This is a genomic window from Marinoscillum sp. HNIBRBA16962 (assembly GCF_057801515.1).
The window spans coordinates 4,153,133-4,173,715 of record NZ_CM173603.1 but is presented as its reverse complement, the minus strand read 5'-3'; the positions used below and the strand labels follow the sequence as shown (position 1 = coordinate 4,173,715).

18 protein-coding genes are annotated in these 20,583 nt (G+C 41.0%); 5 read left to right on the top strand and 13 right to left on the bottom strand.

Going from position 1 to position 20,583, the window contains the following annotated elements:
• Positions 1-246: 246 nt before the first annotated feature.
• Genes AC3E9V_RS17345 through AC3E9V_RS17325 form a run of 5 tightly spaced genes read right to left on the bottom strand, consistent with a single transcriptional unit; the run spans position 247 to position 4,744 of the window.
• Positions 247-687, bottom strand: coding sequence for a 3-hydroxyacyl-ACP dehydratase FabZ family protein (locus tag AC3E9V_RS17345; RefSeq protein WP_488749407.1), 441 nt, complete (start codon positions 685-687; stop codon positions 247-249).
• On the bottom strand, positions 684-1,451 hold the full coding sequence (locus AC3E9V_RS17340; RefSeq protein ID WP_488749406.1) for an SDR family oxidoreductase: 768 nt from the start codon (positions 1,449-1,451) through the stop codon (positions 684-686). The genes AC3E9V_RS17345 and AC3E9V_RS17340 overlap by 4 nt, the downstream gene beginning before the upstream one ends.
• Positions 1,452-1,453: 2 nt before the next feature.
• Complete coding sequence (locus AC3E9V_RS17335) at positions 1,454-2,578, bottom strand: hypothetical protein (protein ID WP_488749405.1); 1,125 nt, start codon at positions 2,576-2,578, stop codon at positions 1,454-1,456.
• A complete protein-coding gene (locus AC3E9V_RS17330) occupies positions 2,579-3,535 on the bottom strand; it encodes an NAD-dependent epimerase/dehydratase family protein (protein WP_488749404.1) in 957 nt (318 codons plus the stop codon).
• A gap of 12 nt (positions 3,536-3,547) precedes the next feature.
• Positions 3,548-4,744, bottom strand: a complete 1,197-nt coding sequence (locus AC3E9V_RS17325; RefSeq protein WP_488749403.1) for an aminotransferase class I/II-fold pyridoxal phosphate-dependent enzyme — start codon at positions 4,742-4,744, stop codon at positions 3,548-3,550.
• Positions 4,745-4,998: 254 nt separating this feature from the next.
• Between AC3E9V_RS17325 and AC3E9V_RS17320 the strand changes: the two genes are divergently transcribed.
• Entirely contained in the window at positions 4,999-6,150 is a 1,152-nt protein-coding gene (locus AC3E9V_RS17320) for a glycosyltransferase family 4 protein (RefSeq protein ID WP_488749402.1), read from the top strand.
• Here the strand turns inward: AC3E9V_RS17320 and AC3E9V_RS17315 are convergent.
• Positions 6,139-6,873 (bottom strand): glycosyltransferase family protein, encoded by a 735-nt coding sequence (locus tag AC3E9V_RS17315; protein ID WP_488749401.1) that lies wholly within the window; start codon positions 6,871-6,873, stop codon positions 6,139-6,141. The two genes, AC3E9V_RS17320 and AC3E9V_RS17315, sit on opposite strands and share 12 nt — an antisense overlap.
• An 81-nt stretch (positions 6,874-6,954) precedes the next feature.
• On the opposite strand from AC3E9V_RS17315, the gene AC3E9V_RS17310 reads away from it, so the two are divergent.
• Positions 6,955-8,118: a glycosyltransferase gene (locus tag AC3E9V_RS17310; protein ID WP_488749400.1), complete on the top strand. Its 1,164-nt coding sequence runs from the start codon at positions 6,955-6,957 to the stop codon at positions 8,116-8,118.
• Here the strand turns inward: AC3E9V_RS17310 and AC3E9V_RS17305 are convergent.
• Both AC3E9V_RS17305 and AC3E9V_RS17300 read right to left on the bottom strand, forming a co-directional pair.
• Complete coding sequence (locus AC3E9V_RS17305; RefSeq protein ID WP_488749399.1) at positions 8,115-8,975, bottom strand: glycosyltransferase family A protein; 861 nt, start codon at positions 8,973-8,975, stop codon at positions 8,115-8,117. The two genes, AC3E9V_RS17310 and AC3E9V_RS17305, sit on opposite strands and share 4 nt — an antisense overlap.
• Before the next feature lie 3 nt (positions 8,976-8,978).
• Positions 8,979-9,953: a glycosyltransferase family 2 protein gene (locus tag AC3E9V_RS17300; RefSeq protein WP_488749398.1), complete on the bottom strand. Its 975-nt coding sequence runs from the start codon at positions 9,951-9,953 to the stop codon at positions 8,979-8,981.
• Positions 9,954-10,060: 107 nt separating this feature from the next.
• On the opposite strand from AC3E9V_RS17300, the gene AC3E9V_RS17295 reads away from it, so the two are divergent.
• Both AC3E9V_RS17295 and AC3E9V_RS17290 read left to right on the top strand, forming a co-directional pair.
• Positions 10,061-11,449: a glycosyltransferase domain-containing protein gene (locus AC3E9V_RS17295; protein WP_488749397.1), complete on the top strand. Its 1,389-nt coding sequence runs from the start codon at positions 10,061-10,063 to the stop codon at positions 11,447-11,449.
• Between the two features lie 7 nt (positions 11,450-11,456).
• Positions 11,457-13,046, top strand: a complete 1,590-nt coding sequence (locus AC3E9V_RS17290) for a capsule assembly Wzi family protein (protein ID WP_488749396.1) — start codon at positions 11,457-11,459, stop codon at positions 13,044-13,046.
• On the opposite strand, the gene AC3E9V_RS17285 is transcribed toward AC3E9V_RS17290, so the two are convergent.
• From AC3E9V_RS17285 to AC3E9V_RS17270, 4 genes are all read right to left on the bottom strand, one after another.
• Positions 13,025-13,813 (bottom strand): FkbM family methyltransferase, encoded by a 789-nt coding sequence (locus AC3E9V_RS17285; RefSeq protein ID WP_488749395.1) that lies wholly within the window; start codon positions 13,811-13,813, stop codon positions 13,025-13,027. The two genes, AC3E9V_RS17290 and AC3E9V_RS17285, sit on opposite strands and share 22 nt — an antisense overlap.
• A gap of 9 nt (positions 13,814-13,822) precedes the next feature.
• Positions 13,823-15,469: a cyclic peptide export ABC transporter gene (locus AC3E9V_RS17280; protein ID WP_488749394.1), complete on the bottom strand. Its 1,647-nt coding sequence runs from the start codon at positions 15,467-15,469 to the stop codon at positions 13,823-13,825.
• An 85-nt stretch (positions 15,470-15,554) separates the two neighbouring features.
• Positions 15,555-16,592, bottom strand: coding sequence for a glycosyltransferase (locus AC3E9V_RS17275; protein WP_488749393.1), 1,038 nt, complete (start codon positions 16,590-16,592; stop codon positions 15,555-15,557).
• Between the two features lie 32 nt (positions 16,593-16,624).
• Entirely contained in the window at positions 16,625-17,491 is an 867-nt protein-coding gene (locus tag AC3E9V_RS17270) for a hypothetical protein (protein WP_488749392.1), read from the bottom strand.
• Between the two features lie 187 nt (positions 17,492-17,678).
• On the opposite strand from AC3E9V_RS17270, the gene AC3E9V_RS17265 reads away from it, so the two are divergent.
• Positions 17,679-19,307 carry a hypothetical protein gene (locus AC3E9V_RS17265; protein WP_488749391.1) on the top strand — a complete coding sequence of 543 codons (1,629 nt, stop codon included), beginning with the start codon at positions 17,679-17,681 and terminating at the stop codon, positions 19,305-19,307.
• A 79-nt stretch (positions 19,308-19,386) separates the two neighbouring features.
• Here the strand turns inward: AC3E9V_RS17265 and gap are convergent, their stop codons facing one another.
• Positions 19,387-20,394, bottom strand: coding sequence for a type I glyceraldehyde-3-phosphate dehydrogenase (gene gap, locus AC3E9V_RS17260; protein WP_488749390.1), 1,008 nt, complete (start codon positions 20,392-20,394; stop codon positions 19,387-19,389).
• Positions 20,395-20,583: the final 189 nt, after the last annotated feature.

Here is a 20,583-nt window from a genome sequence, read left to right as displayed (position 1 = left end):
AATTTGAATTAGTTTGTAAGAATAACGTGCAATCTATTTATTTGCTACAAGAAATGGTATTAAATCTAACCTTAATAAACCCGTCACTGGATTAAAATGCTATTTTTACCCAGGTTGTCGGTGAAGTATTATACTTGCTCCCCATAGCATAAAACAATGAACATTCGAAGAGCATACTCAGATTGGAAGAAGGTAATGATGCTCAGTTAAAAGCCGTATTTGATAAATATGATCTTTACGGTAAGATTAGTCAGTTTTGACCATCATCCCGGATAACTCTCCTTTGCAAACCAATTTTCCGGTAGTAAGGTTCTTGCACTCTACGGTACATTTTAATTTATTGAACCGGAAATAGACTTTTTTAGAGCTCACCTCCAGAATATCTCCCGGACTGGCAGGGGCTAGAAAATCTACGTTGGCTGAGGAGAAAAAAGGCATGATATCTTCATTGGTATTGTCCCTTGTCAGGAAAATACCCAGTGAAACCAATCCAACCTGAGCCATGATCTCCAGAATAATTACACCGGGAGTTACAGGATTTCCTGGAAAGTGCCCCTCAAAAAAATATTCATCTTCTTTTATCTTGTATGTACCTCTACTTCCTTCTTCACTGATTTCAGTGATATCATCAACAAACAAAAATGGTTGCTGGTAGGGTAGTTTTGTTATGATCTCTTTACCGGTCATCCTGTTAAGTGTTCTCCTCCATCTACATGGATCAGGCTGCCATTGATCCAGTCAGCTTCAGGAAGTGTTAGCAGGTAAATAACGTTGGCCACATCTTCGGGTTTTGTGAGGCGCTTATAAGGGTTGTTTGCGGTAGCCTTTGCCTTTAGCTTATCACTTCCCGGGATGATGTTCAGTGAAGGTGTATCCGTAATTCCGGCATTGATTGTGTTGCAACTCACTCCGAATTTGGATAATTCTACGGCCATGTATTTTGTGATGGTTTCCAATGCTGCTTTAGCTACACCCACTGCGGCATATCCTTCCCAGGCCTTTTCGCTACCGGCAGATGTAAGGGAAATCACCCGTGACGGATCTGAAAATAGATCATTTTCAAAAAGCTTACGTGTCCAGGTCAGCAGGTTGAGGGCCATTGCCTCAAAAGTCAGGGTCATATCCTGATCGCTGAGGGATGGATTTTCCTTGGAAAAAAGGGGTTTCAGGTTCCCACGTGACAGACTGTGGACCATTACATTCACTTTATCACCACGTAGCTTTTCTTTGATTATTTCTAATTGCTGATCTATTTTTTCGTCGTTGGTGGCATCAAAATTTAATGGTATGATTTGTTTGCCATATTCTGCAATCTGTGAGTGGAAAGCTTCTGCTGCTGACCGACGATCTCTATGGATACAAATTACTTTAAACGCATTTTCTGCCAGCTTTTTGGCTGTTGCCAAGCCCATACCACTTGATCCACCAATGATCAATGCCCACTTACTCATAGTCAAATATTTTTTATAAAACACCTTCTGCGGATACTGATCTCATCCAGGTGATCCTGATACTCATTCCACAAATTTAATACGCCCCAGTTGTCTTCCAGCATGGGTCCGGTAGAAACATATTCTACCCCTTTATCGATGTAGTTCCTTAGCATTTCATGAAAAATAAGGACGTTTGCGCCAAGCTTTTGGTATTTCGGGCTAACACCGATGAGGAACATATCTACATGCTTATTGCTTTTAAATGCTCTTAGGACGTGGATGAACCCAAAAGGGAATAATGATCCCTTTGCTTTTTGGAATGCCCTGGAAAGGGAAGGTAACGAAACAGCAAAACCAACCACTTCGTCTTCATCATTTACAATGATTGTTACAAACTCCTTACGAATAAAGCCAAAGTATTGATCTATGTAATAATCGATTTGTTTCTGACTTAAAGGATAGTATCCATATAGATCACTATAGGCGGCATTGAGGACGTCAAAAACGCCCTGTCCGTACTTTAAAAGTTCTTTACTTTTCCTGAATTGCTTTACTTCCAGCTTAAACCGGGAAGATACCAGGGAGGCAGTTCGTACAAGGCGTTTAGGAAGCTCTTTAGGTACATTTCCACGGACCTCCACCCAATCCACAGCCTTGGTGAATCCGCGTCTTTCAAAGTGAGTTTGATAGTAAGGGGCATTGTAAATGGTGGCTTGAGTAGCCAGCTGATCAAACCCGCCGATCAGTGTCCCTTCAAAATCCAGGTCTGTGAACCCCATAGGGCCATGGATGGCTTCCAGGTTTTTGGACCTGGTCCATTCAATTACCGTATCAATCAGGAGGTCAAAAACCTCCGCATCATCAATAAAATCAATCCAACCGAATCGGGCTACAGGCTTTTCCTTTACCTCCATACCATGGATTATTCCTGCAATTCTTCCCACGATTTCATTATCCCTATATGCCAGCCAGTAGCATGCTTCACAATATTCAAAGGCCGGGTTTTTCTTCCTGGAGAGCGAGCTGACTTCAAAACTCACAATGGGAGGGACGTAATTGGGGTTGCCCTTATAGATCTTGTTTGGAAAGTTGATGAATTTTTTGAGCTGTTTGTCTGTGGTAATTTCCTGTATAGTGAGCGTCATCTAGAGTAATTTCTTTGTGCGATAATAGGTTAAAGCATCCTTAAAACCTTCATAAAGGGGGTATCCTATGGTTAAAGGTATATTTTTTCTTTCCTCAGTAAAGTCAAAATCCCAGTCCCCGGATATTTCTTTGTATTGTTCGATGGAAACTGCCGGAGTGCGATTAAGTGTGCGATTGAGCAGATCTGAGAAGAATAAGAAAAAGAGCACTACCGGTCCTGGCAGGAATAGTGAAAAGCTTTTTCTTCCTGTTAACCTTTCCAGATTGGATTTTAGGTCGGAATGTTGATAGACGTTACCGTCATCCAAATGAACAATTTTGTTTTTATGCTTTTGAGAAAGTTCTAAAACATTTTCAGCTACGTCCCGGGCATTTATAAGGGTCATTTTATGCCTTGTAGAGGTCATTAGAGGGTAAATGCCAAGTTTTACAGACTTAATAAGAGGCAAAAACTGGATGTCCCTGGCGCCGTAGATTCCGGTGGGTCGGTAAATCATGTAATTCAGCCCGGATTTTTGGATCACCCCTTCAGCTTTAAGCTTGCTCTCCCCGTAATTGGAGGCAGGTCCATGGTTTCCAACTGGTCCACGTGCTGCCATGGATGAGATGTAGACAAATTTTCCCTCAGAGGTCAGGGCTTTGGTTTCTTTGACCCATCGGGTAAGTTTCTCAGTTATCCCTACATTGACATTCAGGTATTTGTCTAATGAGAAGGATTTGGTTACCCCGACATTATGAATGATCAGGTCAAATGGCCCTTTTTGAGAGAGGAGGTTAACTACTTGATCCTGGTCCTGGTAATTGAGGGTCAAAAGTGTATACCCGACTAAGCCATCCAGATTAGCCAAATCTGCTCCCTGTCGTATGCCTGCATAAATTTCAAAGCCTTTCCTGGTAGCCTTTTCAATAATATGACTCCCCAGAAAGCCATTTGCTCCCGTTACAAGAATTCGCAATGGAAGGATATTTTATGCTGCTACCAGTAAGTCAATCTCTTTGGCTGCCTCATAAAGGATCCCAACAGCCCGATCAATTTGTTCTTTAGTATGAGTAGCCATGATCGAGAACCTGATGAGTGAATCCTCAGGAGATACACCAGGAGATACTACAGGATTTACAAAAACGCCTTTTTCCAACAGTCGGGTAGTTAACTGATAAGTTTTAATGTCGTCTCTTACATAGATTGGGATGATCGGAGTGGTAGATGCTCCGGTATCAAAACCAAGTTCCTTAAGACGAGCAAAGGCATAATGTGTATTTTCCCAAAGTCTTTGTCGGTGAGAATCATCATTTTCAATAATATCCAGTGCAGCAAGTGCCGATGCAACAGACGCAGGGGTAATACTTGCTGAGAAGATCATGGATTTAGCGTGATGCTTCATATAATTTATGGTGTCAGCATCGGCTCCTACGAAACCTCCTAATGAGGCAAGGGATTTGCTAAATGTACCACTGATGATATCTACTTTGTCGTTTAGTCCGAAATGTGATGGAGTGCCTGATCCATGATCGCCAATTACGCCAATGGCATGAGCACAGTCACTCATGACCGTTGCGCCATACTTTTCAGCCAACTGTACGATTTCAGGCAGATTTGCAATGTCACCTTCCATGCTGAAGATGCCATCTACAATTATGAGTTTAAAGTCTACATTCTGGATCATTTTCAGCTTTCGCTCCAGGGAGTTCATGTCGTTATGACGGAACATCACAGTCTGAGCTTGTGAAAGTTTAGCTCCTTCAAAAATGGATGCATGATCCAGTCGATCCAGCAGAATGACATCATTTTTCCGGGTGATCGTAGGGATCACACCAATGTTTACCTGGAAACCAGTACTGAATAAAAGCACAGCTTCTTTATCTAAGAACTTGGCAAGTCTATGCTCTAACTCCACGTGCAGGTCACTGGTACCATTAAGGAATCGGGAACCTGCCACGCTGGTTCCGTATTTTCTTAAAGCATTTTCTGCAGCTTCTTTAACTTTTGGGTGTGTGGTCAAACCGAGGTAGCTGTTCGATCCGAACATCAGGACCTTCTTTCCTCCGACCATCACTTCAGTTCCCTGTTCAGACTGGATCTCTCTGAAAAAAGGGTATACTTGTTGCGCTTTTACCTTTTGTGGTTCGCAATAACTGCTGAATCTATTCCTAAGTTTACTACTCATAATACCTTAATGTCAGAAAAAAGAGGTCATACCCCTAAACGAATTGCAAAAGTATTTAGAAAAATTTGATAAGTAAACGATTTGAAAGGTTAAAGGATACGAAAATGGCAGTTGAATTCGGAAAATTGAGAGTGCATTTTCAGTAAACCAAGTCTTTTATTGCCAGCTTTTGAATTTAAAGTCTATGCGAAAAGTGCCTTGTTTGAATAAAAATAGCGGTTTTGTTAGTCGATACATTAACTTCGTTAACTGATATGCGAAAAATAAAAGTAGCTTTTTTTGTGGACGTGATGGAGGAGCACTTTGACGGTGTGAGCAACACAGTTCATCAGATCATAAAGCGTATTCCTAAAGATGAGATTGAGCCTATTTTTATTACACCACATCCACCAAAAAATGACATTGGGTTTCCGGTGCATAGGTGTCCCTACCTGAATCTGGATATGAATAAAGGGTATCGGTTGGCATTGCCACGGAAAATGAAGCATCTTCCGGAGATCTTAAGCAATTTTGACCCTGACATTGTCCATTGGACGTCACCTTCCTTTTTGGGAAAATATGCCATAAAGTATGCGAAAAAGCATGGCAAGCCTGTAACAACCATTTACCATACTCACTTCCCAACCTATACGGATTATTACTTTGGTTGGATACCTGGATCTAAGCGAATTGCCAATTGGATACTAAACAAAGGCTACTTTGGGTTTTACCATGATAGCGATGCGATTTTTGCTCCAACGAAAACCATGTGTGATTACCTGAAAAGTGTAGGGGTTGATGAAGAGAAAATAAAAATATGGGGTCGTGGGGTGGATATGACCCGGTTTAATTATCGGTTTCATGATGACCATTTTTGGGATGGTAAGATTTCAACTGGTGATCGCAAGATATTGTTTGTCAGTAGGTTAGTTAAGGAAAAGGAAACAGATACGCTTATCAGACTCTACGAATTAATAGAAGCTAAAAAGCAAAACTTAAAACTCATCATCACGGGTGATGGACCCGATCGTGAGCGGATGGAGAAAAAAATGCCTAACGCGATTTTTATGGGAATGAAAAAAGATGAAGAGCTAGCCCGGGTCTATGCATCTTGTGATCTGTTTATTTTCCCATCTGTGACAGAGACATTTGGGAATGTAGTCCTGGAAGCTTTGGCTTCCGGTTTGCCGGTAATAGCTGCGAATGCAGGAGGGCCAACTGACATTGTAGAGAATGGCAAGAGGGGATTTTTAATAGAGCCTCGAAATGAGCAGGCTTTCTATGATAAGATTGTTCAGGTCCTGGGTGACAAGGAGCTGTATAAAGAGCTTCAACAAAATGCTATCGCTTATGCGACGAAACAAAGCTGGAGGAGTCTGTGCGGAGAGCTCTTTGATACCTACCAGCGCTTAGGTTCAAAGGACTAATGCAAAACCTTGCTGATGTTTATTCAGTATAGTTTCTACTTCATCAAGATTTTTGGGATCATTCCAGGCTTTTTCATAATAAGCTTTCATCAGGTCAGCACGAGTATTTCCTCCTGTTGAGGTGACATGGTAGAGAAACCTGAGGTTTTTGGGAGGTTTAGGGACCCACCAAAGTGGTTTGTGGAAGTAATACCTGGGAAGGACTACCTGTTTATCTTTTACCTTAGGCTCTACGCAGTTCCAGTAAACCAGCTGATTGCGCGGATGTGTATCGTTGTACTGCTTGCCTTCATTGTAAGCGGCATGTATCCACTGGTCTATGATGGACCGTCCGGTTTCGTCATTACGGACAATGATAAACCCGGCATTAGGTTTTTTCTTAAAATCGATCCGGAAGGGTGTGTCAGCCGCCATGTATATGGCCGTATTTTCTTTTTTGAATTTATCAATAAAGAACTCAATGTTTCTCTCAGGATCCATGATCACTGTGTCAGCATCCAGCAATACAACAAAAGAATCGTTTCCTTTTGGAGCTTCAGACAGGGCTTTTTTTAGGATATCGATTTTTGTCCAGTTGATGTGCAGGTCTTCCAGTGTCTTTGAGCGCTGAACAAAGTATTGATAACGATGCTTTAAAGCATATTTACGAACGGAAGCTACACTGTACCTGGCATAATCGTCAATGTTGGGGGTTACTAACTGAATTATCGTAATCTTTGCCATCGGTTTAGCATCAGGTTGTCTCTACTCCTGCAAAAATGCATTTATTTTGATGAACCGAGCGTGTCGTTTTGAAAATGATCTATGTTTAAAGTAGTAGACTGCAATAATTTCTGGAGCCCTTCAGGAGGGGGTGTACGCAGGTATCACCTGGAGAAGATGGAGTTTTACAAGGACAGAACAGATGTGGAGTACCGGTTTGTGATGCATGATTCTTCCACCTATACCGAGCAGATCGGAGAGCACGCTTACATCGAGCACCTGAAAGTGCCTAAGGTCATGGGTAACTGGGAATACCGATATCTTACCAAAACCAAACCTCTGGAGCCCATTTTGAAGCGAATAGACCCGGGGGTCATAGAAATTGGCTCGCCGTATTTTATGCCGCGTATCGTTCGTAAGATCGTTCAAAGGAATAATTTGAAAGCAAAAATGTTTGGGTTTTGGCATGCAGACTTTCCTGTGACCTATGTGAAGCGGTTCCTTGATCCTGCGGCCCGGAAACTTGGAGATTTTGGGGAAGAGTTGGCATGGAAACATGCGCGGAAGCATTACAATCAGATGAGTGGGATCATGGTGAGTAGTGAGTTGGTTATGAAGCGGATGATTGAAAACGGGCTGCATAATGTCCATTTTCTACCCTTGGGTGTAAACAAGAGCTTGTTTCATCCAAACAATCGAGATGAGCAGCTCATTAAAAAATATAAGAAGGGTGGAAATCAGCTTTTACTCTTTTTTCCCCACCGCTTTAGTAAGGAAAAGGGATTGGATATTTTGGTAGAGGCATACCCATTGATGTGTGAAAAGCTAGACATGGAGCCTGCGCTGGTGATAGCAGGGATGGGCCCTTATGAGCGTCTAGCCAGGAATGCTGCTGAAAAGTTTGAACACGTTCACTTTTATGGCTTTATTAAGGAGAAGGAGGTTATGGCTAAATTTTATGCCAGTGCGGATCTTGGATTTGCATTGAGTAGGTGGGAGACTTTTGGGCTTTCACTGTTGGAATCTTTGAGTTCCGGGCTTCCGTTAATTGCGGCCAATGATGGAGCGGCTTATGAGCACATAGATCGGTCAGGAGCAGGAATCATCCTTGATGAAATGACCCCAGAGGCCCTTGCAAATGCAGTACTGGAGTTTCAAAAGACCAAGGATAAAGGGGCCATCAGAAAAAAAGCCAGAGGTTATGCTGAAAACCTCACGTGGGAAAATTGTTTCGAAAGGCAATTGGCGATCTACCAGGGTGATTAATTGTAAAGTTTCCAGTACTCGTCAAAGTAGTGGTAAAGCTCATTATTATTCTTATTGTCAGCATTCACTGAGTACCTTAGGCCGGTATCGCCCATGTGTTTGATCGAATGCATGCGGTAGAAAGCAAAATCTCCAATGATTACCACTCGTGGGATCTTATTCTTAGCCAGGTGTCCGCTGGTCCAGATATCATCAGCAAAAAATGCAGCCTTTGGTGCACCTTTATAATCAAAGATGTCATCCGTAAAATAGCTTTTTTTCACGGCATATGAGGAGGCACCCTGAACGATCTCTACGGGAGTTGGCTCCTTGATATTCGGATGGGGTTCTTTGAACTTAATGCCTGCTCCTTTTTTGGTACGTTTTCGATTGTGTAACATCTCAGGAGGTATGCGCCAGCCACAAAGAGTCATAACGTGGTTGGGAAACTGTTTTTCGTTTTTGAGATAAGTTTCTACAAGTCTTTTTGGGTAAACCTGATCGTCATCCAGTACAATGATCCAATCATCGTTGGCTATATCTTCAAGTTTCAAAGTGGGTAGGAGCTTGGTAGCAGGTCCAAGGTCTTTTTTTACCCGGTTAACCCTGACTTTCTTCATTTTTTCCAGGAATCGGGGGATCACATATTTCTCACCTTTTTTAGAAATTTCAGGAACATTGATGATGATTTGATCTGGTGGGACTGTCTGGTCAAGTAAGGAGAGGATAGTTGGTTTCAACTTGCTGATGCGGGATGGGGTGGAGGTGAGGGTAAAAAAGACCTTTTTATCTCTTGTTTTTTTATTTGAATACCTTACGAAAAGCCCTCCTAAAAAACATAAATGAAGGTAGCGAAGGATTTGAGATACTCGTTTCATGCATTAATGGCCATGAATGGTTTTGTATTCTTTATAACTGTGGCCAAATACATAGGCTGTGGCCCCGACACCCTGGCTTGCATTTGTCATTGCTCTCACAAAAGCTGCTTTTCCTCGAAAAGGACAACTAAAGAGCTCGAATAGTGAAGAAACAAGGTGCCTGGTGACATACCTGGTTAGTCGTAACCCAATACTAGTTTCTTCTTGCTTTAAATACACCCTGGCCATGAAAGAGTTTCCGGAACGATAGGCTCTTTTTACGACCCACTTAAAGTTAGCTCTGGAGTGGGGAACGGTTTCTTTGACATAAGCTTCTTCTACCCATACGATCTTAGCACCTTTTGAATGAGCTTCAGAAAAGAAAAAAGAGTCGCTTGATCCTGTTAGGTTTAGATACGGGTGAAATCTTAAGTTCATTTCCTTAATTAATCTAATATTAAAGAGGACATTGTTCGTACTTGCAGACTTTCTTACCTTACCGGTAGGGTAGTTTCTTGGGTTGAAAAATCTTCCTTTTTCAATCCAGTAGGGAGCGTTTTCAGGTAATACTCTTTTACAACTTCCCTGAGCGACATCAGCATTATACTTTATCAGGTTCTCACTCAAGAGCCTGAACCACTCAGGTGGAACTACCTCATCATCGTCAATGAAAGCTATATATTCTGCACTCAGATTGATAGCTTCATCCAACACACTGTTTCTGGCATTTACAATTCCTCGCTCCTGCTGGACAATATATTTAGATGAGAAGCTAAGCTGAGGTTTCATTTCTTCAAAAACCTGCCGGGCACTCTCCTCTTTATCATTATCAACCAATACCAGGATCAGCTCCCATGATTCATTCAATTCGAGTGCTATCAGAGATTTTAGGGTCTCTCTCAGCATTTGAGGTCTAAGATATGTCGCCAATCCAAGTACTGTTCTAAAAGCCATGGTTTCTCTTTGAGTTTCACTGAGGCTACAATTGGATGTATCCATCAGTGGGAAATGGTTGAGATTTTAAAGTTTTGCAAATGCAAATCTATCAAGGATTAAGGAATACCTTTACAAGGTTTTCAAGCAAGTGATCAAAAAATAGAATTGAAATGGGGCTCAGGGTGATAACCTTTGCTGATAGTTTAGATGATCGTATAGTGAATTTGGAAGAATCCTGCAAGGACCATAACCTCGTTTTGGAGGTGTTAGGAGTTGGTGAAAAATGGATCAGAAATGCTTTTAAACTGCGCCTCTTGAATGATTACCTTCATAGTTCCAGCCTTGAAAATGATGATGTATTACTTGTTGTTGATGCATTTGACGTTGTAATTAATGCTCCAGGAAAGGAGCTTCTTGAAACCTTTGATCGGTTTGGTTTAGATATTGTTTTTTCGGGCGAGGCTAACTACTATTTTAGGAACCGAAATCTTTCAGGATTTTACTGGCGGTTTTATCCGCGGATCAAAAACACTGTATATCACTATCTCAATTCCGGGTCATTCATTGGACGAGTGAGGTCATTAAAAAAGTTAATGGACGAACTTTCCTACTGTTATGGGATTAATTATTCAGATGATGAGCAATTGGAACAGATCCGGTCAGATCAAAGTGTGTACAGCCGATATTACGCAGATTATAAAGCAGGTGTTTTTGATCCTGAATTCACTTTAGGGCTAGATGCTTTTCAGGAATTGATGGGATGTAGCGGAGGAAGAATGCACGCTGCTATATGGCCAAAACTGAACTGGCTTCAGGATTACCTGGTTTTCAAATATGAGCGGAAATTACTGAAAGCTCTGAGACTTGTGGCTTATCAGAATGTGCTTAAAGACCTGACTTTCGATAAAGTTGAGGGGAAGTTTAAAAATAAACTAACCAAAACCTCACCAGCAGTCATTCATTTGCCGGGCACCTACAAAGATTTTGGTGTTATCCTAAAGTCATTAAAGAAAGGAGGTGGTACCTTTCGGCCATTCAAACCATTAGCCGTTTTTCTGAGTCTGATAGGGTATATCAGGTCTGTCCTAAGGTATGGTTTCATTCATCTTTTTAATAAGGGAAGGACTGGACTGGGTGATATTTATCCTATAGTGCTTAATGAGCCCACGGATGTCCATGACGGAGCGTCAGATATTTTGCAGAAGTTGGGTAAGGGTCAAGCTTTTATTCTTAGAAATGATAAAGGACTGGTATCCGATATACCAGCAATTTTGATGGCACTGTCCGGTAAAAAGGTGATTGTATTGGAGGATTCTGACTTCATAATAAAGTTTTTACAGGAGAAGGGTATTGACCCAATAGTTTATAATGGGCCCTTAGAGGATATTGAAAGTGATTCAGTCATCATATTGAAGCTGGAAAAAATAGATGAGGTTAAGTCTCAAACAGGTAATGAATTTATGTTTATTTCTACAGAGTCTATCCTGTCTGGTTTCAGAAATATGGGCCATGACTATTGGTTGCTTCCAAAGCACCGTCAATTTGCAACTTTTAAGTAGGATTTTAATGATGAGAAAATATCTTCTAGCAGTAGTAATCGGTTTAATTATTAATGAAGCCAGGACACAAGTCTTAGTTCCAGGTTCGCACTTATCTGATTATTTTGAGGTATATCAGCTAGAAAACAGATCGGAAAACCGGAAGATATTTTTAAGAGAATCCAATCTTTCGCCTTTTGAGGAGGATTCGGTCTCTGAGTGGAACACCTGGAGTGATCAATTTTGGTTATTTCCTGACGGAAAACATTCTTTTCATATTTTACCAGCATCCATTTCAGTCAATTATAACTCCAAGTATCCAAGAGGAGTCAATGATGGTCCGGTTTGGAAAGGGAAAGGTTTTAATAGCCAGCTAAACTTCGGAGTAAAAGGGAATATAGGCCTTTTCCACTATACGTTTGCCCCGGTAGTTTACTTTTCCCAAAATGCTGATTTCCATCGACCCAACCGGGGGATAAATGATACTCTTTACAGTTATCAGTTCAACTCGAGGATAGACTGGGTACAACGATATGGAGATAGTCCATTTGCAAGATTCAATTGGGGACAGTCTGACTTAAGAGTAATCTATAAGCACTGGACTTTGGGTGTTTCCACCCAGAATATTGTGTTTGGCCCTGCTCGTATCAACCCTATTTTAATGAGTAACAATGGAGAAATGTTTCCTCATATAGATATCGGTACGGATACCCCAATACCTACTAAAATTGGTGATTTTGAGATAAAGATGCTATGGGGTATAATGAGTGAGTCAGATTATTTTGATGAGAACCCGGATAATAACCGGCGTTACTTTAATGGAGGAGTATTCTCTTACAGGCCATCGTTTGTAGACGGACTTAGTCTGGGGATTGCCCGTGTTCATTATCGGGATTGGAATATTAAATCGTTTGATTTTGGAGACTTATTTCGTTCGTTCGCCTACTTTTCCAGCAGCCAGGATTCCTTAAATGGGCGAGTAGTTAATGATGTTTATGATCAAATGACTGCAGCAAACTTAAGGTGGAGGTTTCACGAAGTTGGCTTTGAGGCGTATCTTGAGATTGCACGAAATGATTTTAGTAATTATAAATCTCTTGCTAAGGAGCCAGAGCACAGCCGGGGCTTTACAGTAGGTTTTGTGAAAAACATTGAAACGAAACACGACAACTTATTTAAACTCGCGTATGAGCACACCACATTAGGATCTACTCGATTGGAAATACTCAGGCCAGCTACACCTACTTACTATACACATCATTTAGCCCGGCAGGGTTATACGCATAACGGCCAAATACTTGGCGCTAATATCGGACCAGGAGCAAATGGTGATTATGCTGAATTGGCATACTATTTCTCTCAAGGTATGTATGGGTTATCTGCTCAGCGTATACGATTTAATGATGATTTTGCATTTGCTAATTTCGTTGCAAATAGCGCCCGATCTTTTGATGTGGAATATACCTTTTCGGCAAAAGCTGTAAGGTTTATCAAACGATGGGTTTTGACAGGGGAAGCAGGCTATAGCGCACGGTTTAACTGGTATTATGAGCCTGGAAATCATGTAGGAAATCTTTACCTTGATTTTGGGATAGCTTACAGGCCGTCGATCAAGTGACTATAATCAGGTTTAACTCCAAAAGTATCTCTATCAATGTCTTTGAGAAGATAGCCTGATTCTTGAAGCCAGCCCATGAATTTATCTCTATCAGGAATGTGATCTGATTCAAAAAAAATCACAACAGGGTCTATTCCACTTTTTAAAGTGTCTTTAATAATCTCCTGATCATACCCTTCAGCATCTACTGCCAGGAGGTGAATGGGTGCACTTAACTGATGCTTTTCGATGAGCTTTTTGAGAGAAACAACCGGGATATCAATCTTTTCTAAAACAGCTTCCGGCGATGTTTCTTCCGGTACAAATTTTTCTACATGATCCTTTTCAAATGAAGACTTTCGCCTAAGTCTGTCACCTGCTTCTTGTGTCTTTAGAGATGTCAGGTATGATTCTTTAAAAGACCAAAAAGATAATGATGCAGCATGGTTTCCAATGGCTGCATTCTCGAAATGTAGGCCTGGTCGGTTGAGATAAGAATAGTTTCTTACAAGTCTCTCAAAGGAATAGGGGATAGGCTCAATGAGAATTCCGCTCCAGGGATTTCTGACTATAAAATCCCTTAAAGGATCTGACCTTAGCCCATCGTTTGCTCCAACCTGAATGAACTCCACTTTTCCATCAAAGTGATCAGAGAGTCTTTGAAAAATTTTCCCGGATTCCTTTAAATCTTTGCCAAAGCCATCTTTTATTCTTCTAGACAGGTCATAAAGCCTTGGGTGTTCTCTAAGGAAAGTATTGACCACCCCATGTTTTTTAAGTATCCGCATGTTGTAATACTAATTAAAAAACTCCACGAGCTGGTCATGTAGTAAATGAGACTCAAGTAGTTTCCCTTCTTTCAGCATGACGATTTCATCGGCACAGTCGAAATAGGACTCATCGTGAGTAATCGCAAAAATGGTTTTCCCACGTGCTTTTAATTCGGGTAAAAGTTTTTTGTAGAAGACTTTTTTGTAATAAGGATCCAGTCCTGCTGCCCACTCATCAAATAAATAGATAGGCTTATCTTCCAGGTAGGAAATGAGTAGGGCAAGCCGTTTTCTTTGTCCGGTGGATAAGTTAGTTGTAGTGAGTTTTTTGTTGACTATCTTGACTTTCTTATCCAGTTCGAGAAGTTTCAGGTATTCAGTGGCTTTTTCTTCAATAACTTCTTCAGAAATGTGTATCACGTCATCAAACAGGTAAAAATCTGAAAAAATAGCGCTAAACTGGTCTCTGTAAATTTCTACGTTTGATTCATCTACTTTTTTTCCAAAATGTCTTACTTCACCACTCTGAGGAGGGTAGAGCCCGCATAAGACCTTAGCTAGCGTACTTTTGCCACTACCATTTCCTCCAATAAGAAAAGTAATCTGGCCTTTTTTAATGTCAAGGTTGATAGGACCCAGATTAAAATATTTCTCCTCATCTGTCTGATAGTAACTGTAAGTAACCTGATCAAATGAAATAATTGGTTCATTATTCAGAATAAAAGGATTTTCATCTCTTTTTTTAACAATATTTTTCTTCAGGTCCAGGCCTGCAGTTTCTATTTGCTCCAAAGAAATGTCCAGTCGCTGCAGCTGAGGAAGGATTCTTGTCACTCGGGTAAGTGGGGCAATGGTAAATATGGTTACTGTAAGGAAACTAAGCATTACTTCGTAACTTGTAATTCCTGTTTGTTTAATCAGAATAAGAATCCCTCCAATCCCCAGGAATAGGATGACTTCACCCCACTTTGAGAAAATCTCAATCATCGTTTTTCCTTTTACCTGGTGAATTTTTTGCTCTTCTGTTACAGGTTTGATAATTTCTTCCGTGTAAAGACTCCTGAATTTCTTATTGATACTCAGCTCTTTTAAGCCATAAATGAGTCCTTCAAAGTGACCAAAGAGGATGTTTTGATGGTTTCTGGATTTCCGCATCCTTACTCCATAAGAATTTAATGGTAACCTGTAAAGAAGCAAGGCCATTAAAAAAACGACAACAAACATGCCGAATAATTGCCAGGAGATAATCGCCATATACCCAAAACACCCGATCACTGTCGTTAAGCTTGTCAGAATCGACGGTAGCTTAGTGATCATATTTGAAATGGTATTGATGTCGTCTGTGAGTATAGTAAACAATCGCTTGGTCTGATATTCCAGCTTATGGAAAGAGGTATCAAGAATTTTATTGCTAAGGGTAAGACGCATGTCCTGAACAGCCTGCTGACCCAATGAGGTGATCAAATAGGTACCTAGAATACTTGATCCTACATACACGGCCAGTGTCCCTAAAAATTTAGGAATAAGGGTTTCAGGGGTGGCTATCTGAGTCTTTATGGCTTCATTGACAAAGGAAATAATCCCGGCCAGTGACATACCGGAAACCAGACTTGCAGTAGCTGCGATGGTGAATTTTAAAGCTGAAGACTTAAAAAGGAGGAGGACTACTCTCATAGATTAAATTTTACGCCTGGTTAGATCAGAAGCGCAAAGTTAAAATGAATGTTGTTAAGAAAACGAAAAACGCAATTTGAAGATATTAGTTGTCTGAATTTTCTGAAAACAGTTGATCGTACTGACTTATTACTTCATTCTCAAGTAAAGTAAAAACTGATCGATCTCCTTGTTTTGCAAATTTTTCTCTTGTATAACCGCTGAGGAGCTTGGAGGAGGCACCCCAGTGAATAACGTGCGTGGTATTATCCACCATATAATTTTTGACGTGTTTGGCATTTCTTCTGGGCAGAAAAAAGTGTTCTGAAATCAAAGGACCATAAGGATAGAAGTAATCTTCAGGATAGGTTTTTAAATCCTTATGTTGGTATTGCCTGGACACTCGCTGGAGGAGAAAAGGACCTAGGCGGAGTGATTTGAGAATTTCTTCTTTGTCCATTTCAGCAATGTATTTAAAGCATTCAAGCAGGTAGTTGTGCTTAGCGCTAAACCCTAGAACAGCGTTGTTTTCAGAGGCTGAACAGAGGTGCCTGTATAGGCCATTGAGTTTGTAACCAAATGGTAGCTTAATTGCTATGAACCGAACTACCTCAAGTAAAGGCCCCCAGAAAAATCGATGAAAAGCCTGCTCTCTTTTATGGATTGGCCAGGCTGCATTTTCCTTTCCAATGAAGCCACTGTTTTCCTGAAGGAGCGGTGACATGTCTTTTAAGACAATGGTATCGGCATCCAGGTAGATACCCCCGTAAAGATAGAGTATTAGGTACCTCAGTAGATTTGAACGAGACCGTTCTACGGGCCTGGAAGGCTGTTTCCTGGCTGTATTGCTTTTGGTACCAGCAATATCAAAATTTTCTCGGATGACTTCCTTTACTACTCCATCTTCTAACTGATCAGCAAAATGCGTAATATCGATTTTTTGTATGGAAAAGCGTTGGTTCTTTTTGAGTTGTTCCAGTGAAGGAGATTTGTCATCTTTACGATCTACCCATAAAATCACCTGAGCACCATCACATCTAAGCAACACCGATTGAATAGCCACTATAAGGAAATAGGGCTTTTTAGGCCCCATCCATATGAAATGGTACTGATTTGGTATTTGATGCGGTTTTGATTTGTTCATCGGATTGCAATGTTAATAAAAGGCACTGCTGATTACTCTTTAAAGGACGGCCATTCTTCACTAAAATGCTCGTAAATGGCAGAATTATTATCTCCGGACTTGTTTTCTTTTCGGTGAAGTGTTTCGCTAAATAAGAGGTGAGATGGTACTTTCATACGAGCATATCGAAAAGGGGCCGGGACCACATAAACAGGGATGTTGTTTTTAGCCAGGTTACCACTTACCCAAATGTCATCTACAAAAAATGCTTCTTTTGGAGCCTTGTAGTAATCGAAAACTTCTGAGGTGAAAAATGAAGGTTTGACCACAAAGGTAGACGCACCCTGAACGCAATCTACCTGGGTTGGTTCCAGAATCTTAGAGGCTGATTTCGGAATGCTTCCTATTGCCCCGAATTTTATTCGTTTATGGGAGTGTATAAAGTCCTTTGGAGTATTCCATCCAACCATAGCCATTACTGATTTTTTAAAATCGGATTGCTGATTTACATAATTTTCAAAGAGCCTTCGCGGATAAATTTCATCATCATCACCGACGATGATTAAAGTATCCGATCCTTTTAATAGTCTCAATGATGGCAAAAGTTTGGTTGCCGGGCCTAAGTCTTCGTCAACTTCATTTACCTGTACATAAGGGCATTTCATTAAGTATCCGGGGATTTCATACCCTTTTTGCTCTCGTTTTGAAAACTTAGGGATATTCAGGATGATCTTATCTGGTCTCACTTTCTGATCAAGCAAAGAAGCTACAGTTGGCTTGATGTTTTTTATGCGGCTGGGCAACGTAGTAAAAGAAAAGACAATACCTTGATTTTTGTCATTCGTTTTCTTTCCCGGAATAAAAAGCCCGGGAAACAGAATTAATTTCAAATAGCGAAGTATCTCAAAGATTTTACCCATTAAATTGGTCTTATTTCTTTTTGCCTCAAAGATCATAAAAAAGGACCACCGAAAGAAAAGATCTGATTTCAAGTATTACCACCCACCCTTTTAATGTCTGATAAAAAGCTCTGGCTGTTTTCTGGTAACTGGGTTGAGCAACATGCTCATTTCATACTAGCTTTGTTGCCGATCAGGTAAATCCGATATGGGAGAAAACAAATTGGTGGTTATAGGTTTTCAAAGCTCTGATGAAAAAAATCAGCATCTGAAGACCCAGTTTATGGATAAAGGCTTTGACTTTAAGCCTATTGGGCCTGTTGCAGACCCCAGGGAAAAGCTAAAAGTTTTGATCAGCGAACTAAAAAAAGCGGATTCTCCTGTGTTGGTCATATGGGAGGCTGACAGGATTTCCCTGAGTGCTGATTTTGCTGCAAAACTAGACCAAATAGCAAGTGATTCGATTACCTTTCCCACATCTTCACACCTGAAATTTGATAACGCTGACCTCTTTTACTTCTACTGGAAACATTACCCCAGACCCCATAGGCGATACAATTTTATTGATACTTCAGCATTCGTAGGGCCTTCTGAAAGTCTCTCCGACCTTTTGAAGGATGTAACTGATAAGTATCCTGGTGAGGATTCTTTAAACGTGCTTATGAATCGCTATTATGCGGATGCTGCTAACGGGTGCTTTGTCCATCAGGTGAAAATTTTATTGGATCATAATCAGGAAACCTTTGCAGTAACTCAGCGATCTTCCAGGCCCAAACTGAAAAGAGGCTGGATGTATGAGTTGCTTTACCAGATCCATGAGCGCCAGGTGCTGGCTGAGCACCAGATGGAAAGTGTTTTGAAATACCCACTTAACGTAAAGGAGGAAAAAGGCACGTTTTACCAGTTGATCACTAAAAACCGGCCTGCTTTTTTGATCACTGACCCGAAGCCTGATGTGAGTGACTCTATACCGTCATCCCTTTCGAAAGAGATCAGAAAACGTACACGAAAGGAATTTTTTCAGATTAACAAGAAAAATAAATGGACACAGAAGTTTGATAAGCTATTCCGGTTCAAAGTAAATAAGGCTGGACAGGTCACTGAAGCAACAGAGCGAATTGTTAAGCGACTGGAAGAAAGGGAACCATTAAGTTTCGCGCATTACAATGACGGGGAGCTTTCCTTTATCAGGGACTACCTCAAAGAGAATCATCACAATGAATGGTACGGACGCAAGCAGCAACAGTATGACCCGGATCTTGCCCGGAGGCTGTATGAGGCCATGCAGTTTCGAAAAGAAGGATATTTTGTTGGCGTACCGTGTTCTGTGCATCATGGCAGGCTAAGAAAGCTGGCAGATAAGGTTGTGGGAGACTATGAATACAAAGTACAGGCCATGGCTATTCACCATAACCTTGCCTACATGCCACGGTTGCTGTATGCACTGAAGGGGCGTGAAATCTACTTTTTTACCAACGAGTATCAGGACCTTTCATTTTTCAGACATGTTGGGATTACCCTGGATCCGAAACGCATCATCGAGGTGCCTTTCCGAAACTCCTATCTGGAATATGATAAATATAAGGGGATGAAATTTCCTGAAAACGCGGTGGTAGTACTCACCTGTGGTATGTTAGCTAAGATCCTTACTAAAGTCTGGTATGAAAATCACGAATCTTTGACGATCCTGGCGCTGGGTTCCAGTCTGGATGATCAGATACAGAAAGAGAACATTAAGTTTGAGCTCTATCCTAAAGAAATGCCGCTGGCAGTACGAGGAGGGAGACCGTTTTTATTTGGTTATAAGAAATCTTGTAGAGAGTGCTTTAAATTATAGGCTGACTCTGAGCTTAAGAAGAGCAATAAAAAAGGCTGAATCGATAGACCCAGCCTTTGATTTTATTTGAAATGATGAATTACCCTTTAGTTGCGATGAACTCAAGCAGTTCAACCACTTTAGTAGAATAACCCCACTCATTGTCATACCATGACACAACTTTTACGAATGTAGGAGTAAGCTGGATGCCAGCACCTGCATCAAAAATCGAAGTTCGCGGGTCACCGAGGAAATCATTAGATACCACATCATCCTCAGTGTATCCCAAAATTCCTTTCAAAGGACCTTCTGAGGCAGCTTTCATTGCTTTGCAGATCTCTTCATAAGAGGTTTCTTTTTTCAGCTGTACGGTCAAGTCTACTACAGAAACATCCGGAGTAGGTACGCGGAAAGCCATACCTGTAAGCTTTCCATTCAACTCAGGAATTACTTTTCCTACCGCTTTAGCCGCACCAGTTGATGAAGGGATGATGTTTTGGCCGGCGCCACGTCCACCTCTCCAGTCTTTCATAGATGGTCCGTCTACAGTTTTTTGAGTTGCAGTAGTTGCGTGTACGGTAGTCATCAGGCCACTCTCGATACCGAAAGTGTCATTCAAAACTTTTGCTATCGGGGCAAGACAGTTTGTTGTACATGAAGCATTGGATACAAATTGCATGTCAGGAGTGTAGCTGTCCTGGTTTACACCCATTACAAACATTGGCGTGTCATCCTTCGAAGGAGCAGACATGATCACTTTTTTAGCACCAGCTTTGATGTGCCCTTCAGCTTTATCTTTGGTTAAGAAAAGTCCGGTAGATTCTACTACATAATCGGCTCCTACATCACCCCATTTCAAGTTAGCAGGATCTTTTTCTGAAGTTACACGGATCTCAGATCCATTTACTACAAGTTTACCATCTTTCACTTCTACTGACCCCTTGAAACGACCATGCGTAGAGTCGTACTTCAGCATGTACGCGATATATTCTACATTGATGAGGTCATTGATACCAACGACCTCAATGTTTTCCTTTTCAGCAGCTACGCGGAATACGAGACGCCCTATTCGTCCAAATCCGTTAATTCCGATCTTGATTTTTGACATGTTATTTGGTTTTTTGTGGATTATTCAAAATAATTCTCTGCAAATCTATAACTAGATTTTTGACAAGCAAATTAGTTGATTGTTTAGTTTAATCCCTGCTTAAATTATTTTATCAAACATTTCCGGGATGACATTTCCACTCACTTCGGTCAACTACCATTTATGTAAAACCGTTCTGAATTCTTTTAA

What these genes read in the sequence shown, in the direction of transcription:
- AC3E9V_RS17345 (WP_488749407.1), bottom strand. Translation starts at nt 687, where the DNA reads ATGACCGGTAAAGAGATCATAACAAAACTACCCTACCAGCAACCATTT.
- AC3E9V_RS17340 (WP_488749406.1), bottom strand. Translation starts at nt 1,451, where the DNA reads ATGAGTAAGTGGGCATTGATCATTGGTGGATCAAGTGGTATGGGCTTG.
- AC3E9V_RS17335 (WP_488749405.1), bottom strand. Translation starts at nt 2,578, where the DNA reads ATGACGCTCACTATACAGGAAATTACCACAGACAAACAGCTCAAAAAA.
- AC3E9V_RS17325 (WP_488749403.1), bottom strand. Translation starts at nt 4,744, where the DNA reads ATGAGTAGTAAACTTAGGAATAGATTCAGCAGTTATTGCGAACCACAA.
- AC3E9V_RS17320 (WP_488749402.1), top strand. Translation starts at nt 4,999, where the DNA reads ATGCGAAAAATAAAAGTAGCTTTTTTTGTGGACGTGATGGAGGAGCAC.
- AC3E9V_RS17315 (WP_488749401.1), bottom strand. Translation starts at nt 6,873, where the DNA reads ATGGCAAAGATTACGATAATTCAGTTAGTAACCCCCAACATTGACGAT.
- AC3E9V_RS17310 (WP_488749400.1), top strand. Translation starts at nt 6,955, where the DNA reads ATGTTTAAAGTAGTAGACTGCAATAATTTCTGGAGCCCTTCAGGAGGG.
- AC3E9V_RS17305 (WP_488749399.1), bottom strand. Translation starts at nt 8,975, where the DNA reads ATGAAACGAGTATCTCAAATCCTTCGCTACCTTCATTTATGTTTTTTA.
- AC3E9V_RS17300 (WP_488749398.1), bottom strand. Translation starts at nt 9,953, where the DNA reads ATGGATACATCCAATTGTAGCCTCAGTGAAACTCAAAGAGAAACCATG.
- AC3E9V_RS17295 (WP_488749397.1), top strand. Translation starts at nt 10,061, where the DNA reads ATGGGGCTCAGGGTGATAACCTTTGCTGATAGTTTAGATGATCGTATA.
- AC3E9V_RS17290 (WP_488749396.1), top strand. Translation starts at nt 11,457, where the DNA reads ATGATGAGAAAATATCTTCTAGCAGTAGTAATCGGTTTAATTATTAAT.
- AC3E9V_RS17285 (WP_488749395.1), bottom strand. Translation starts at nt 13,813, where the DNA reads ATGCGGATACTTAAAAAACATGGGGTGGTCAATACTTTCCTTAGAGAA.
- AC3E9V_RS17280 (WP_488749394.1), bottom strand. Translation starts at nt 15,469, where the DNA reads ATGAGAGTAGTCCTCCTCCTTTTTAAGTCTTCAGCTTTAAAATTCACC.
- AC3E9V_RS17275 (WP_488749393.1), bottom strand. Translation starts at nt 16,592, where the DNA reads ATGAACAAATCAAAACCGCATCAAATACCAAATCAGTACCATTTCATA.
- AC3E9V_RS17270 (WP_488749392.1), bottom strand. Translation starts at nt 17,491, where the DNA reads ATGGGTAAAATCTTTGAGATACTTCGCTATTTGAAATTAATTCTGTTT.
- AC3E9V_RS17265 (WP_488749391.1), top strand. Translation starts at nt 17,679, where the DNA reads ATGGGAGAAAACAAATTGGTGGTTATAGGTTTTCAAAGCTCTGATGAA.
- gap (WP_488749390.1), bottom strand. Translation starts at nt 20,394, where the DNA reads ATGTCAAAAATCAAGATCGGAATTAACGGATTTGGACGAATAGGGCGT.